The 15,737-nt window shown below is 35.2% G+C and carries 12 protein-coding genes; 6 read left to right on the top strand and 6 right to left on the bottom strand.

Annotated elements, in window-relative coordinates:
* The 4 genes from NAG76_03115 (at nucleotide 1) to NAG76_03100 (ending at nucleotide 5,322) form a co-directional block, all read left to right on the top strand.
* The gene (locus NAG76_03115; protein URN95266.1) at nucleotides 1-1,545 is read left to right on the top strand and encodes a response regulator; all 1,545 of its coding nucleotides are present in this window, start codon (nucleotides 1-3) and stop codon (nucleotides 1,543-1,545) included.
* A 128-nt stretch (nucleotides 1,546-1,673) separates the two neighbouring features.
* Nucleotides 1,674-2,636, top strand: a complete 963-nt coding sequence (locus NAG76_03110) for an ABC transporter permease subunit (protein URN95265.1) — start codon at nucleotides 1,674-1,676, stop codon at nucleotides 2,634-2,636.
* 10 nt (nucleotides 2,637-2,646) lie between these two features.
* The gene (locus NAG76_03105) at nucleotides 2,647-3,537 is read left to right on the top strand and encodes a carbohydrate ABC transporter permease (GenBank protein URN95264.1); all 891 of its coding nucleotides are present in this window, start codon (nucleotides 2,647-2,649) and stop codon (nucleotides 3,535-3,537) included.
* Between the two features lie 45 nt (nucleotides 3,538-3,582).
* The gene (locus NAG76_03100) at nucleotides 3,583-5,322 is read left to right on the top strand and encodes an extracellular solute-binding protein (GenBank protein ID URN95263.1); all 1,740 of its coding nucleotides are present in this window, start codon (nucleotides 3,583-3,585) and stop codon (nucleotides 5,320-5,322) included.
* Nucleotides 5,323-5,429: 107 nt separating this feature from the next.
* Here NAG76_03100 and NAG76_03095 read toward each other — a convergent pair whose 3' ends face one another.
* The 6 genes from NAG76_03095 to NAG76_03070 form a co-directional block, all read right to left on the bottom strand.
* Nucleotides 5,430-6,752: an MATE family efflux transporter gene (locus NAG76_03095; GenBank protein ID URN95262.1), complete on the bottom strand. Its 1,323-nt coding sequence runs from the start codon at nucleotides 6,750-6,752 to the stop codon at nucleotides 5,430-5,432.
* Nucleotides 6,753-6,986: 234 nt separating this feature from the next.
* On the bottom strand, nucleotides 6,987-8,078 hold the full coding sequence (locus tag NAG76_03090; GenBank protein URN95261.1) for a saccharopine dehydrogenase: 1,092 nt from the start codon (nucleotides 8,076-8,078) through the stop codon (nucleotides 6,987-6,989).
* Nucleotides 8,079-8,163: 85 nt separating this feature from the next.
* Complete coding sequence (locus tag NAG76_03085) at nucleotides 8,164-8,484, bottom strand: metalloregulator ArsR/SmtB family transcription factor (GenBank protein URN95260.1); 321 nt, start codon at nucleotides 8,482-8,484, stop codon at nucleotides 8,164-8,166.
* A gap of 117 nt (nucleotides 8,485-8,601) precedes the next feature.
* Entirely contained in the window at nucleotides 8,602-9,630 is a 1,029-nt protein-coding gene (locus NAG76_03080; GenBank protein ID URN95259.1) for a peptidylprolyl isomerase, read from the bottom strand.
* Between the two features lie 40 nt (nucleotides 9,631-9,670).
* Nucleotides 9,671-10,654, bottom strand: a complete 984-nt coding sequence (locus NAG76_03075) for a ketoacyl-ACP synthase III (GenBank protein URN95258.1) — start codon at nucleotides 10,652-10,654, stop codon at nucleotides 9,671-9,673.
* Nucleotides 10,655-10,901: 247 nt separating this feature from the next.
* Nucleotides 10,902-11,939: a peptidylprolyl isomerase gene (locus NAG76_03070; GenBank protein URN95257.1), complete on the bottom strand. Its 1,038-nt coding sequence runs from the start codon at nucleotides 11,937-11,939 to the stop codon at nucleotides 10,902-10,904.
* Between the two features lie 271 nt (nucleotides 11,940-12,210).
* On the opposite strand from NAG76_03070, the gene NAG76_03065 reads away from it, so the two are divergent.
* Both NAG76_03065 and NAG76_03060 read left to right on the top strand, forming a co-directional pair.
* The gene (locus tag NAG76_03065) at nucleotides 12,211-14,217 is read left to right on the top strand and encodes an EAL domain-containing protein (protein ID URN95256.1); all 2,007 of its coding nucleotides are present in this window, start codon (nucleotides 12,211-12,213) and stop codon (nucleotides 14,215-14,217) included.
* 41 nt (nucleotides 14,218-14,258) lie between these two features.
* Entirely contained in the window at nucleotides 14,259-15,695 is a 1,437-nt protein-coding gene (locus NAG76_03060) for an HD domain-containing protein (GenBank protein ID URN95255.1), read from the top strand.
* Nucleotides 15,696-15,737: the final 42 nt, after the last annotated feature.

Below are 15,737 nucleotides of genomic sequence, written 5' to 3'. Positions count from 1 at the left end.
ATGTATAAACTATTAATCGTAGATGATGAGGAAGTAGTTAGAGAAGGGCTTAAAGATATTGTAGTATATCTTAATTTGGAGCAAATTAGTGAAATTGAAACTGCAAATGACGGGTTAGATGCAATTGCAAAGTTAGAAAGCTATGTGCCACATATTATTTTAACTGATCTCAATATGCCGCATTTGGGTGGGATATCATTTATTGAAAAGTTAATGTCGTTAGAACTAGGCTGTAAATTGGTAGTCATTAGCGGATACGATGAGTTTCATCTTGTAAAAGAAAGCTTTAAGTTAGGAGTTACCGATTATTTATTAAAGCCAGTGCATACGGATGAACTACGAGAGGCACTTTGTAAAATGATAGTTAACCTTGAGAGTGAGAGAGAACAGCAAAATCAAGGATCGACAGAGAAAAATCTTTCTTGGATCGATAAAATAAGTCGTGAAATAAATGGTGTAATAGGAAATGTGGAGGCGTCAGCAACAACATATGAAGAAGTGTTTGTAAGATTACAAATTCCTCTACCGCATAGCCAGACTTGTGTAGCAATTATTACGTCAACGGAGGGGCAATCAACGATTTCTTCTTGGACTTCGATGCTCGCACAATATTATCTAGCCCATTACGGAGAGAATGAGAAAATCAATATCTATCCTTTCTACAATTGGCAAAATGATCTTGCACTTTGGATTAATGCTGATCAGTCATTCACATCTAGCAAAATTGATAAACTATTGGAAGAAGCATTAACTATTTTTGCTGATATCCCTATGATTATATCGCGTGGGGAACTGATTTCATCAACTTCGTTGCTCAAGAACGCTTATTCGAGTGCCTATGAATGCTGGAAATATAAACTAACAGTTCGACCACATACTATGATTGATGAGCGAGTCCTTCAAGGGAAAAAAGAAGCAATCATTGAAGCTGATGATGTGAAAAAACTAATTGAGATGATTGATATGTCTAATAAAAATAATGTCATTTCATTCATCCAGCGCTATTTTGGTGATGAACAACTCAAACAATACAGTATGGATAGCTTGAAGAAAATTTATGATAGCATATTGCGAATCATTAGCTGGCATCCGAATGAAACAAGAGATTTTTATTTGTTTTCACAAGGTGAAAAGCTTCGGATATACTTAAAAACATGTATGTTTCAAACGATCGATGCCAGAGAGCATTTATTCAAAAGTTATAACGTTATCGAGATTGCAAAGCGATATGTACAGGAGCATTTACTAGATGAAATTAATATGGCAATTGTCGCTAACTATTGTAATGTGAGCTATCATTATTTCAGTAAAATGTTTAAGGACAACACTGGAACTACGTTTCAAGATTATGTAACGAAGAAAAGAATGGAATATGCCAAAAATGCACTTAGTGGCGTCAATGTTAAAATTAATGAGGTGGCAGAAGCTTTAGGCTATAGTAATCCGAAAAACTTTACACGAGTATTTAAAAATTATTATGGTATAGGTCCGAAAAGTTATCAGACAACAATCTCAAAGTCAAATAAAAAAATGAACAAAGAGTAGCTAAGTGTCCATGTTTTGGATACTTAGCTTTTTTTATAAAAAATGATACCTTTTCACAAACTAGCATCCTGTTGAAATAAATTAAGAGCGTTTACAATTTAATAGTAGCATACAAGAGGGGAGCCTAGATGATGAAGGAAACAGATGTGCCAGTAGTTACTGGTCAAGGGAAATTGAAAAGTTTACTAGGAGATCGAGATCAGCTTTCATTACAATCTATGATTGTTCCAGGTATTCTTTTTATTTTAATATTTACTTTTATCCCTCTTTACGGAGTTTTAGTAGCATTTAAGGACTACAATATTGTAACAGGAATTAAGGGTATATTTGAAGCGGAGTGGGTTGGTCTTGCGAATTTTAAAGAGTTCGTGACTGACATGAATTTTTGGAATATGCTTCGCAATACACTAGGGATAAATCTTCTAGGGTTATTGATTACATTTCCAGTAACGATTATTTTTGCAGTGATGTTGAATGAAATTACTTCATCTCGCTTCAAAAAACTAACACAAACAGTAACTTACCTACCCCACTTTATTTCATGGAGTATTTTCGGTGGTTTAGTCATTAGTATTTTATCGCCAAGTACAGGTGTAGTGAATCATGTATTAACATCACTTGGTGTAATTGATAGTCCGATCCATTTTCTTGGTGAGAAAGATTATTTTTGGTTATTAGCAGTACTAACTAATTTATTTAAAGAGCTTGGTTGGGGTGCAATCTTATATCTAGCCGCAATCGCAGGTATAGATCAAGAAATGTATGAGGCTGCTTATATGGACGGAGCTTCACGTTTCCAAAGAATTTGGTACATTACACTACCTTCTATAACAGGTACGATTGTTATTTTACTCGTATTTGCTATTAGTAATATTTTGAATAGTGGCTTCGATCAGTTCTTTGTTCTACAAAACCCATTAAACATTGATGCTAGTGAAGTTATAGATACTTATGTATATAAGGTTGGCTTAAGAGAGTTCAGAATGGAATATGCGACAGCAGTTGGTTTAATGAAAACAGTCATCGCCGTCTTCTTATTGTACCTAGCCAATTTTATTGCAAAGAAAATTTCAGGAAAAGGTATCTTCTAGGAGGTTTATCATGGTAAAAGACAATTCATTACCAGACAGAATATTTAACGTGTTTAATGTTCTTTTCATGACTTGTTTAATCATTATTACGCTATACCCTTTTTGGTATTCCGTTATAGGATCCTTTAATACTGGACTAGATTATGCTAAGGGAGGTGTATATTTATGGACCCGATCCTTTACGTTCGATAACTATAAGGCACTATTTAGTGATAATGCTCTAATTCAAGCATTTGGAGTGACGTTAGCAAGAACAATAATAGGAACGATTACTCATATTCTTTTTACATCGCTATTTGCTTATGCATTTTCTAGAAAGACATTAAGATATAAAAATGTGTATGCTACTTTAGGATTAATGAGTATGTACTTAAGTGGAGGATTAATTCCTTATTTTATTCTCTTAAATTCGTTAGGATTGTATAACAACTTCTTAGTGTACATTATTCCAACGATATTTAGCTTTTGGAATGTTATTCTCTTCCGTTCTTATTTTGCAGAGTTACCTGATGCTTTAATTGAATCTGCGAAAATAGACGGTGCAGGTGAGTATCGTATATTTTTACAAATCATTTTACCGTTATCAAAACCAGTTATAGCAGCAGTATCTTTATTCACTGCTGTAGGTCATTGGAATGCTTATTATGACTCGATGATTTATACGATGGGTAGTGACTTGCAAACGGTACAACTTTACATTTTGAAACTAATTCAAAGTACTGAAGCAGCTTTATTACTAGCAAATATGTCAGGTAATTTGGGTGCAGCTCAAAGTTCTGTAACAACGACGACTTTGCAGCTTGCTGCAATGGTAGCAGCTTCATTACCAATTGTTGCTGTGTATCCATTCGTACAAAAGTTCTTCATTAAAGGGATGCTTATCGGGTCAGTAAAAGGATAAAAACAATTTTATTGATACAAAACATTATATTACAGGGGGATCAATATGAAAAAACTATCTTTTAACTTAACGATTATGTTTGTTTTGCTGGCATTAGTTATCTCAGGCTGTTCCAGTAATAATGGATCGACAAATGGTAACGCGCAACAGAATGAAGGTGCAAGTGCAACTAGCGAAACAGATAATACTGAGCCAGCTTGGAAAAGTGATACATCACCAGTTAGCTTATCTTGGTATACAGGGGTATCGGGCTACTCTAAAAAATGGGATGCCAAAAATAACTTTGTTGATAAAATAATTACTGAAGAGACAGGTGTCTCTGTTGATTTTATTCATGCAGGTAATGATGTAAATGCTGAATTTAACGTTATGATGGCAACAGGAAATCTACCTGATGTTATTACACTTGATCGTTGGAATAGTACTTCTCTAGTTCAAACGTTAATCAATAGTGACATGGTTGCTCCTATGAATGAATTGATCGAACAATATGATCCGTACTTCTCTACAATATTGCCTCAATCGATGATTGATTGGTACACGCAAAGTGACGGTAATTTCTATTCGATTCCGAACTTCTATGTATCTCCTGAAATGTTAGAGCAATATCCAGATGTTAAGCCTGATTTCAATGATCGTTCAAACGGTCAAATTTTAGTAAGAGCAGATATTATGGATCAACTTGGCATTACAGTTGAAGACCTACAGCAAGAAGATACAATCATTGAAGCGTTGAAAAAAGTAAAAACTGCTAATATTCAATATAATGGTATGACAGTAGCGCCGATCTACTTCGCTGATAAAGATAAGTATATTGCAGATTCTTTAGGTGTACTTGCAGGTTCGTTTGGTGCAGTATCAGAAGCTGAGGATGGTTCATATGTCGATTCTCGAACTACTTCAGAATATAAACATATGCTACAGTTTGTAAATCGTTTATCAAGAGAGAATTTGCTATCGCTTGAGAATTTTACGAGTGCACGCAATCAAATAGAAGAAAAGCTAACGCAAGGCGCAGTATTCATGAAAATTGGAAGTATTGCTGATTATTCTGGTCCTGTTACTCAATTAGCTATAGCAGATGAAAATGCTAAGTACATTACGATTGATGCAATCAAGTCCAATGATGGATCACTTCCTCAATACGGACGAGCACTAAATAAAGGTTGGACATTAACATTCATTAACAAAAATTCAAAGAATAAGGAACGTGCAATTGAGTTTATTGATTATATGTATAGTGAACATGGTCAAACCGTGAATCAATTCGGTAAAGAAGGCGAAACATTCACAATTACGGCAGATGGCAAATATATGATTAATGAAGACATTCAAGCGGAAATGAATGCAGATTGGAATGCTGCAGGCAAAAAATGGGGTCTTGACTCTATCTGGTGGTTTACAAATGATGTTTGGTTGAAACATGTAAAAGATGAAAATCTAACAGAATTGACTGAATATGTAGACTCACTACATTACGGATCTTCTAAATATATGTTTAGCAATGCCGAATTAGATTCTGGTAATTTATTCGATGCTTATGAACCAGGATCCAAAGAAGCAAATGCTGAGTCTAAAATAAATGTATTTTGGGCACAAATTGTACCAAAAATGATGTTCTCCAAAACAGATGATGAATTCGAGAAACATTACAAAGAAGCGATGGATACAATAGATAAGTTAGGTCTAGAGTCTATTGAAGCTGCTAGAAATGTCCGTGTACAAGAGTTTAAGCAAGCAACAGGTGCAACTTTGATCTCTCCTAAATACACAGGTCAATATTAATACTTATAGAATGACAATGGCACCATGATCGTTATGATCATGGTGCCGTTTTTAATTTATCAATTAGTAACGCATTCGTATATACATAAAAGTTATTTCCGAAATACTTAAATGAGTTTATGCTTATACCATTTATCGCCTCTGAACCTCCACCCAAATATGACACCACGTACCGCCCACTCAGCAACCATTGCGATCCAGACGCCCATTAGACCATATTGAAGTGTAACCCCTAATACGTATCCGAGTATGACACGGAATAGCCACATCGTAAGTAGTGATGTAATCGAAGTATATTTAGAATCTCCAGCAGCTCGTAAAGCAGAAGGTAGAATGAAGCTTACTGACCAAACTAATGGCTGTGCAATAGATAATAGTAGAATCAGATGGAAAATATCCGGAATGATAGATGCTGGTGGTGAGTAAATGTTTACGAGCACCGGGAACAGCAATAAAATAATGATCGTAATAAACACGAAGAAGATACTAGATAAGCCGAGAAAAGATTTAATAAATTTCCTCGCATCCTCAATTTCTTTTCTTCCTATACATTGTCCAACAACCGTGACGACAGCTACACTTAATGCTGTACCACCTATTTGAAGTAGCATCGATAGTGAGTTACTAATAGCATTAACCGTTATTGCTAATGTACCAAACTGGACAATAAAGGTTTGTGTGAGTAACTTGCCACCATTAAAGAATAACTGTTCAGCAGCAAAGGGTAATCCAATATACATTATACTTTTCAATAATGAAATATGTACTTTAAGCATACTTCGCAACTTAAAGCGTAGTGTGTGGTTATATCGAATTAAATAGATTAATGATGCCCCAGCCCCTAATACACGAGCGGCAATTAATGAAATTGCAAGACCAAGTACACCCATATCAAGTAATGTAATAAGAATGATATTCAGAATAAAGTAAGAAAGATTTAGAATTAATGATAGAGCTAAGGAAGCTTTTGTCTCACCAACACCTCTTAAGACGCCGACTATAGCTTGGTAAATACCGATAAAAGGATAAGAGATACAGCTACCAATGAAAAATATTTTAGCATTTGCTAATACGTCTACATCTGCACTACCGAAAAGTGAAGTTAGAATAGGCGAATGAAAAATAATAGCAAATAGACTGATTACAATAGCGATAACGATTACTGACGATATCGCCTGGGTAGCTGCACTAGAAGCTTGCTTCAGATCTCGCTTACCCTTATATTGCGCAACAATTACAGTACCACCTGTAGCTATAGCGATAAATACACTAATAATAAACATATTCAATGAATCTACTACGCTAACAGCACTAACAGCAGCAACACCAGAAGAACTAATCATCGCCGTATTCAATATGCTAATTAATACGATGAAGGCAGAATCTACGAATATAGGAAGAGTGATGCTAAAGATCTGCTTGTAGTTCATGGAATTTCCTGTGAAATATTTATTCAATAAGAATAGGACATTTTTTTGTACATATGAATTTAGCTTATACAAATTATCATCTCGTTTCAGTCGTGCTGAGTTTTTTACGATCAGATAAGTGATCTGTTATCAATTATAGCACTGTAAGGTAACCTAAACAGCTATATTTGTAAGAGTAACGATACTTATTTGGTATCATTATGGCTATAAACATATTACAGTGTGATGAATGAGCTAGCTTTCAGTCGCTATAATGGTCACGCCATATTGTTTATAGAAGTCTATTATTAGTGATGGTTCAAAATGCTTATCCGGAAGTTGTTCTGGATAGTAGATGCCAGGAGGTAGTTGATAATTTTTAGATTGAGCTCTTAGTATCTTTTCTGCCTGTATGACAGCGCCAAGAGCAGTTAGATGAGTTTGCCCAAGTGGATCTATAATAGCTATTGATCTTTTTATGGTTTGTTTTTTTTGATTACGACCGTTTATTTCGATCATAATTTGATGTGCACTACCTGAGCCTGGTTTGTAAAGCAAACTTCTTCTAAGAGAGCGAAATCGCTGACCACTAATTAGTCGCCATATTCCGCTATTGACCATAGCAACTAAAGATAATGTTGATACTTTACTATCAAATGAGATACGGAAGCTAGAGGCATCGATATGATCATTAGAGGGTAATGTTACATGATCTGGGGTATCTAATCGATAGCATTTAGTCGTATATCCGTTGGGAAAGGTGACCTTATTAGGCTCAGACATCGGATATACTTGGCGCCTACCTGAAGGCTCTGTAATAATGAATGGAATTGACATGCGATCCATGTAATCTGCAGAGTCTGGTCCAGCTTTGTCTTGAAGTGAGTAGAGCGCTTGAATATTAATAGAGACATGTGTTAGTGAGCTAGAAAAAAGTGTTGCGATTAACGCTGAAGTGCCTGCCATCCAACCAGAGGATAACACGACAGGAGCGTAGAGCTTTGAGTGTTTCAATGAACGAATAGCCTGTTCAAATAGTTCTGTCCAGCGTGTAATATCTATGAAAGGAATTTTTCTACTAACTGCAGCAAGCAGTATGCGATCATGAATATCATTAACAGAATTAATAACAAGAGAAACATTCTCGTTAACATTTTGCAATGGGTCTTCCCAGTTACTGTTAATGATGATTGTTTTTATTCTAGGAGATTTGAAAGGTGATATCATGTTTGGTGTTCTACCACCTAATAAAATATGTAAATCTGGGTGTCGGTCATGTAGAATTTGAGCGATTTGTCTTCCAACTGCTCCATAACCTCCAACAATAAGTACTGATTGATTATTCATATATACCCCTCCGTTATAATGTTTAAACGTTTAACTTTTTCGACATTTTACCGAAAAAAATGACAGCAGTAATGAATATACTTCATTAGTACTGACATTCTTCTTCCACAAAATGAACAAGTTGTTTCATTAGAGAAATCGCTTCGTTAATTTCAAGACTATAGTACATTTCAGTGCCTTTTTTCTGAACGTTAAGTAGTCCTGCTTGGCGTAAAAGTTTCAAATGATGTGATACTGTAGGACGTGACATTGGAATATGCCCAGAGATATCTGTAACATTCATCGTCTCTTTATCGATAAGTAATGAAATGATTTGTTGGCGCACAGGATCACCCAGCGCTTGAAAGTAAGGGCTTAATTCTGTGAAAATATGTATCGCCTTTTGATTGCCACTATATTCATTCATAGCATTCTCCTTAGGTTAATATGTTTAATCTCTTGAACATATTATATACTGAGTTCCCATAAAGTACAATACTCTATGGGAACTCAGTATTCTTATGATAAAACTATAAATTATTGATTATAAATTAATCACTGGATTACTAAAAGGTTCTTCATAATCATAATCATCTTCACCATAATCAACAATACTCCATACATCAGATTGGAAGATCAGATCATCGATATAAGTACTGTAGTCTGAATAAATTTTATCATTAATTAGCTTAATTTCTATTCCTCGTTGTACATCAGTGAATTGAGCTGGAATAGCACTAATATATTCTGTCTTTAGAATTATCGAATACCCGTAATAAGTTGGCACAACATCACTTAATTCATTAATGTCTAATGCGAAAGCTACTTCAGATATTTCCACATCCATTTCATCGTAAGTGAAATATCCTAAATCTCCACCATCTTCGGCACTGTAATCGGTACTATACTGATTAGCTAGCTTAAGAAAGCTTGCACCGTTATTCAGTTCTGTTAAAATCTGATTTGCCGAGTCAAGATCATCCACAGTAATTAACGAAGCTCGAACACGTTCAGGTGATTGACCGATTTTATTTTTATTTTGTTCGAAGTAAGCAGAAATCTCTTCATCTGTTACTGATATTTCATGTTCTAATAATAAGCGTGTCAGTGTAGGCAGTACTAGTGTGTTTTTATAATCGTCAGTAGTCATTTCATAATAATTAAGATAATCTTGGAATTCTTCTTCTGAACCATAATCCACTTTTGAGGCTGCCAGTTGATCATGCAAGTCTTGATCGGTGAGTTTAATTCCTTGTTTAGCTGCTTCTTGCTTAATAATTTCACTTTCAATTAGGTAATCGATCTCATCAATTAATAGATCTGGAGAAGAATCAATCAATGAGTCCAATAATTTACTTTCAGAAATCTCAACTTTATTCACAATTGCTACCGGCGATTGATCCGATTCAGAAGCTATGCCTAAACCAATTAACAAAAATATAATTGTAAGAAACGCCATAATTAGAAGACAACCTAAAATAATTGTAGAAATCATCCAACCATTAGATTGTGTTTTAGGAGGAGGTGGATAAATGGGTGGACCATTAGAATAGAATGGTTCATAATTGTTCATCGAACGGTGCTCCTTTCAAAGCATATACTGAGTTAATTTATTATATCGCCCATTTAATGATAATTCCAGCTTGAGTAAGCCCTCCGCCAAAGCCATACAATAGTAAATGATCATCTTTATTGATTTTGTTTTCCTTTACTGCAAGATCAATAGCTAAAGGAATTGTCGCTGAAGATGTATTTCCATAATAAACGAGGCTATATAATGTTTGATCAATCGGGAAATCAATACGCTCGCAGATTGATTCTATCATTCTAAGATTGGCACTATGCGGAACGAACCAATTCATTTGATTAAGTGTCATATTGGCATTATTGAGTAAAGTTGATATTCCTATAGGGACAGTCGATACCGCCCACTTATAAACTTCACGTCCATTTTGCACAATTTTTTCAGAAGCTTGTAATTGCTCTTCGTTCATGGATGTAGAGAGTCCAGAACAATATAAGTTATGACTTTTCGCGCCATCTGAATCTAGATGAGACGCAATGAAACTTGGATTAAGCTCATCATATTCAACAAGCATTGCTCCGCCACCATCACCGAATAGAATACATGTGGAACGGTCAGTATAATCTGTCACTTTAGATAATGTTTCTGCTCCAATAACAAGAACTTTTTTGTGTAGGCCCGATGAAATTAAAGCGTTCGCCATATGCAACCCATAAGTAAATCCTGCACATGCAGCATTAAGATCAATTGCACCAGTTTGTTTTATCCCGAGTTTGGCTTGAATAAGATTAGCAGAACTAGGAGTCTTAAAATCTGGAGTGAATGTACATGTTATGATCATATCTACATCATCTACTGTTTTGTTATATCGTTGCATTAGATCTAACACGGCGTTATACCCGATATCGCTTGTATATTCCTGCGCGGTAGCAATTCTTCTTTCACGAATACCAGTACGACTAACGATCCATTCATCGTTCGTATCTACAAGTTTTTCTAAATGTTGATTGGTCATGATATGCTCGGGGACATAAGAACCAATTGCAGTAATTTTAGCTTTAGATTGATGCATAAGTACACCTCCGTTAATTGTTAAGTATATTGTAGCACAAAATTAGTACCAAGTACTAGTATCAAGTTCTAATGATTTGTGAGAATACTATAGAATACCCAAAAACTAAATTGAAATATGCGCAAACTATAACATAATTTTACAGTTGTATATAGTAAGAGCAAGATAAAAATAAAGGTACATCAAAAAGGCTTGAGATGGGATAAGATTATCCGACTCAAGCCTTTTTGTGTACAACGAAAGGTTACTATTCAGCTACTGGAGGTGTAGTTTCTGTATCAGTAGTAGTTTCTGGAGCTGGTGTAGCTTCAGGAGCTAAAGAGTTTTTAATTTTAGCTTTAGCTTTTAGATCTTCAACATAAGTGCTGTTGTTTGTATAGATGCTTTCATTGATTAGTTTAACTTTGATTGCATCTTTTACTGTATCAAATTCAACTTCAGTAGCTGGAGTATAGCCTGTTTTCTTAATGATATGGTAACCATAATCAGTTTGAACAGGTTCACTTAGCTCGTCCACTTCAAGAGCGAATGCTGCTTCGGAGAATGCAGGGATCATTGCATCACGAGTGAAGAATCCTAAGTCTCCGCCAGTTTGAGCAGTAGAGTCAGGATTGTTTTCTGCTGCAAGTTTAGCAAAATCAGCTCCGCCTTTTAATTGAGCTAGAATATCATCAGCAACCGCTTTATCAGTTACTAGGATGTGAGATGCACGAACTTGTTCTGCAGAACCACCCAAAGTAGCTTTGTTTTCATCAAAGTAAGCTTGTACTTGCTCATCCGTAACTGCTACATCTGATTGAAGTAACAAACGTACAAGAACAGAAAGTTCCAATTCTTTTTTCAAGTCATCTTCTGTCATACCATATTGAGCAAGGAAGCCTTGGAAGTTTTCTTCAGAACCATAATCTAGTTTCATAGCAGCAATTTCATCTGCACGATCTTTATCTGTAACGGAAACATTTTTAGCTTTAGCTTCTTGATTAACGACTTCTTCAGAGATCATACGATCAAGAATGTTTACAACGCTATCACCATAGTATTCTTGCATAGTAGTAAATAAGTTAGATTCTGTAATATCGGTTCCATTTACGGTAGCAAGAGTTTTGCTTTTTGCGTTAACTGGGAAGATGACAACCGCTACTAATACAATTGCAAGTATAATTGATGCAATCATCCACATAGGGTTGTTACGACTTTTTACTGGTGAAGCCAAAGATACAGCTCCATTTTCCACAACCTCTTGGTTACTATTTACTCCTTGAGATTGCGTTTCTTTATTATCCATTACTTAAAGCCCCTCTCAATATATAAAAGATATGATATTACTATAACAAATTTTCCAATGAAAAACATTAATATAACATTAATTATATCTTAATCTAAGTTAAGTGGATTTAGATAGATATATTGCTTACGATTAATATGATGTATAATTGTGGTAAGTCGCCTACTGTGCAACGTTTTCTTTTATAGCTAAAAATAATGCATTAATAATTTTGAGCCACAAATCAAAAGGTACTATAGGTTATTTAAAGATTTATATGTGGAGGTTCATCGTGGTTGGTTTATTAGGGATTTATAACGGTTGGATTGTTACGCTATCTTTTGCTATTGCATTGTTCACATCTTATCAGGCATTAGGCTTATCTAGGAAAGTTACAAGGACTTCCGGCATTATAAATTGGGGATGGTTACTTGTTTCAGGTGTAGTTATGGGGTGTGGAATTTGGACGATGCACTTTGTAGGCATGATTGCATTTCATTTGCCTATCAAAGTTGAATATAATTTCTTCAAATCATCGATTTCTGTTCTTGCAAGTATATTGGCATCGTTATTAGCTTTTTATGTTACGAGTAGTAAAGTGTCTCATTTAAAGTTGATATTATCTAGTTTGTTAATGGCATCGGGTATTGTAACGATGCATTATGTTGGCATGTCTTCAATGAAAACAGAGATTATGACCATTACATATAATCCAACACTTTGGACAATTTCAGCACTTATAGCAGCAGTTGCATCTTACGTAGCTCTTCGATTGTTCGTTGAAATGAAGAGGAGTTACAACAATATATTAATCAAGAGCTTGTCAGCTACTATGATGGCAGTAGCTGTAACGGGAATGCATTACGTAGGAATGGAAGCAAGTTCGTTTTGGTGTATAGACCCACAATTTATTACGTCTACATCTATTGAAAATGCACCTACTGACTTATTAATTATTGTTTCAGTTGTTATTGTTTTACTAGTTCTGTTAACATGGCTAGCTCAATTTTGGGAACAGACTATGTTTCGAAAAATGGCGTATACAGATTCATTAACGGGATTAAGTAACCGTCATGCGATGAATGAGTTCTTCAGAAATACACCTCTTCAACATCGCCAGATGGCAATTCTTTTTGTTGATTTAGATCAATTTAAGTACATAAATGATACGTTTGGCCATGATGTTGGAGATTCTCTAATTCAAAGTATGGGTGAACGATTACGTAGAAACCGTATTGATAAAAACGTTGTGTTCCGTATAGGAGGTGACGAATTTATGCTCGTCATTTTTTATGCGGATAAGAATGAAGTGATTAAATCTGTAGAAGAATTATTAGCGGACATTCGAAAGCCATTCCTAATTAATAATCATCGGTTAGAAGTAACGGGAAGTATCGGTATAAGTTATGCCAATGAGCATGGTGATACGAAAGATAGTTTATTAAAAGCAGCAGATACAGCGATGTATTATGCAAAAAATTCGGGTAAAAACCAATTTAGAGAATTTAACGATGCTATGGCGCAACAAATTAGTCGAAGATTGGAAATTGAAAAGGGAATGCGTGAAGCAATCATTCAGAAAAATTTTGAATTGTATTATCAACCTAAATGGAATGTAGCAACGAATCGTCCGATCGGATTTGAAGCTTTGTTACGGTATACTCATCCTCGATTAGGAGTAATAACACCGAATGAATTTATTCCAATTGCCGAGGAAACAGGGATTATTGTGGCGATGAGTGAGTGGGTACTAGAACGCGCATGTCTAGATTGTGTGGAGTGGAATGAGGAGCACCAAGCTGAGTACGTTGTTTCAGTTAATCTCTCCCTCAAATTAATTGAGTCCAATATGCTATATGGTATTACAAAGCGTGCTCTTGAATTATCAGGTCTTAATCCTGCTTTATTAGAACTTGAAATCACAGAACAAATGATTATGAATGGTGGAGAAAATGTAAACCAACAGATAGCACCTCTGCAGCAATTAGGTATTAATTTATCAATGGATAATTTCGGTTCAGGCTATTCTTTCCTTGGTTCAATAGATCAATTATCATTCCGAACGATTAAGATAGATAAGGAGTATATTGAGCAATTTGAAGTGCCAGTCAAACGAGCTATTGTAAATACGATGATAGGACTAGCTAATTCATTAAACATCCAGCTAATAGCCGAAGGCGTAGAAACTCAAACACAATTAGATTTTTTGAAAGAGGCAGGTTGTCATCTCGTGCAAGGTTACTATATTAAAAAACCAATGCCGTTTGGCGAGGTAGATCCTTGGCTTAGAGAACTATAAAAAATAGAGAAAGACATAACTAGCGTTTGGGAGGAAATGCAGTGCATTCAAGAAGGTTAGTGTTGTTTCTCTTAGGAATGTCAATGGTTATTCCTATACTATTTTATATTTGGATAAGTTCACTTGGACTCTCAAATCCATCATCGACTATCTCTTCATTAATTGTAGTTATAGCGATAGTTGCTATATTGGCTATCGTTATATCTGTAGCTATAGGGATAGTAGCTCAAAAAGTAAGAAATATAAAATTAATATTTGTGTCGCTAGCGTATGCATCATTGGCAGCAATGGTATTATTGCACGGACTTGCACTACCAGAATTGCTTAATGAGAATTTACAAAATAGTTATATTTATGCTCAGTTAAGTTTAGTTCTCTCATCGGCGTGGTTATGGCTAAGTTCATTGTCAGCTGATCATCGTTTAGTTCGATGGCTAACAACGAAAAAGTCATTTTTATTGCCAACCTGGTGTGCAATATTAGTTGCGGTAGGAATATTAATCTGGATTTTCCCAGATCATCATTATCTAAACTTTATGTATAGTGAATTTGGTAAACGCCTCATTACAATAGGGATTCTATTGTTCAATACTTGGACAGTATATCGCCATCTCATAACATATATGGCTTCTAGATTTTCAATTCAGTTAGCAATTATGTATAGCACTGGTTGGATGAATACTGCTCAAATTGTACTAATAACAACATCACCGAGTAATTTGGGGTGGTGGGTGTATCATATCTTATTATTCCTTTCCGTTATTGCAGTAACACTAATGATAATTGGAGAATTGAAGCATGCTGAGTCATTATCAGTATCAGTAAAACGCTTATATCGAGCAGATCCTGATAGTTGGATTCAGACATATTTGACAGCAAGCGTGAAAGATTTAGTTCTGAAAACAGAATCTAAAGATGCTTATACAGCAGGTCATAATTATCGAGTTACTGTATATGCATTAAAACTAGGGGAAGAGTTAGGACTTTCTTCTGCGCAGTTGAGATCTATTGCACAAGGTGGGCTTGTCCACGACGTAGGAAAATTACATATCCCTGACTATGTATTGAATAAGCCAGGAAAATTAACGGATATAGAAAGACAACTTATCGAAAAACATCCAGTAGATGGATATAATATGTGTAAGCGATTAGGATTCATGATTGAAGAATTAGCTATTATTAGGTCTCATCATGAGAAATGGAATGGAAGTGGATATCCTGATCGACTAGTTGGTGAAGATATTCCACTTCTTGCTAGAGTAACTGCAGTCGCAGATGTATATGATGCGTTAACATCTTCTCGTTCCTACCGAAAAGCAATGTCTCATGAACAGGCTATGCATATTATAATTGAAGAGAGCGGGATTCATTTCGATCCAAAATGTATTGAAGCTTGGAAGAAGATTGTTGAAGAAGAAAAAGAATTTTTTGGACAGATGTTATCTAATAATATGGGAATGAAAGAAGTTTTAACTTAAATAGTAATTATAAAAAGTTAGAGTATATGCTTTCGATGCCGC

This window comes from Candidatus Pristimantibacillus lignocellulolyticus (genome assembly GCA_023639215.1).
Lineage (GTDB): Bacteria > Bacillota > Bacilli > Paenibacillales > Paenibacillaceae > Pristimantibacillus > Pristimantibacillus lignocellulolyticus.
This window is presented reverse-complemented; position numbering and strand designations above follow the sequence as displayed.

Excerpts from the sequence above, each read along its gene's own strand:
- NAG76_03115 (URN95266.1), top strand. The coding sequence starts at position 1 with ATGTATAAACTATTAATCGTAGATGATGAGGAAGTAGTTAGAGAAGGG.
- NAG76_03110 (URN95265.1), top strand. The coding sequence starts at position 1,674 with ATGATGAAGGAAACAGATGTGCCAGTAGTTACTGGTCAAGGGAAATTG.
- NAG76_03105 (URN95264.1), top strand. The coding sequence starts at position 2,647 with ATGGTAAAAGACAATTCATTACCAGACAGAATATTTAACGTGTTTAAT.
- NAG76_03100 (URN95263.1), top strand. The coding sequence starts at position 3,583 with ATGAAAAAACTATCTTTTAACTTAACGATTATGTTTGTTTTGCTGGCA.
- NAG76_03095 (URN95262.1), bottom strand. The coding sequence starts at position 6,752 with ATGAACTACAAGCAGATCTTTAGCATCACTCTTCCTATATTCGTAGAT.
- NAG76_03090 (URN95261.1), bottom strand. The coding sequence starts at position 8,078 with ATGAATAATCAATCAGTACTTATTGTTGGAGGTTATGGAGCAGTTGGA.
- NAG76_03085 (URN95260.1), bottom strand. The coding sequence starts at position 8,484 with ATGAATGAATATAGTGGCAATCAAAAGGCGATACATATTTTCACAGAA.
- NAG76_03080 (URN95259.1), bottom strand. The coding sequence starts at position 9,630 with ATGAACAATTATGAACCATTCTATTCTAATGGTCCACCCATTTATCCA.
- NAG76_03075 (URN95258.1), bottom strand. The coding sequence starts at position 10,654 with ATGCATCAATCTAAAGCTAAAATTACTGCAATTGGTTCTTATGTCCCC.
- NAG76_03070 (URN95257.1), bottom strand. The coding sequence starts at position 11,939 with ATGGATAATAAAGAAACGCAATCTCAAGGAGTAAATAGTAACCAAGAG.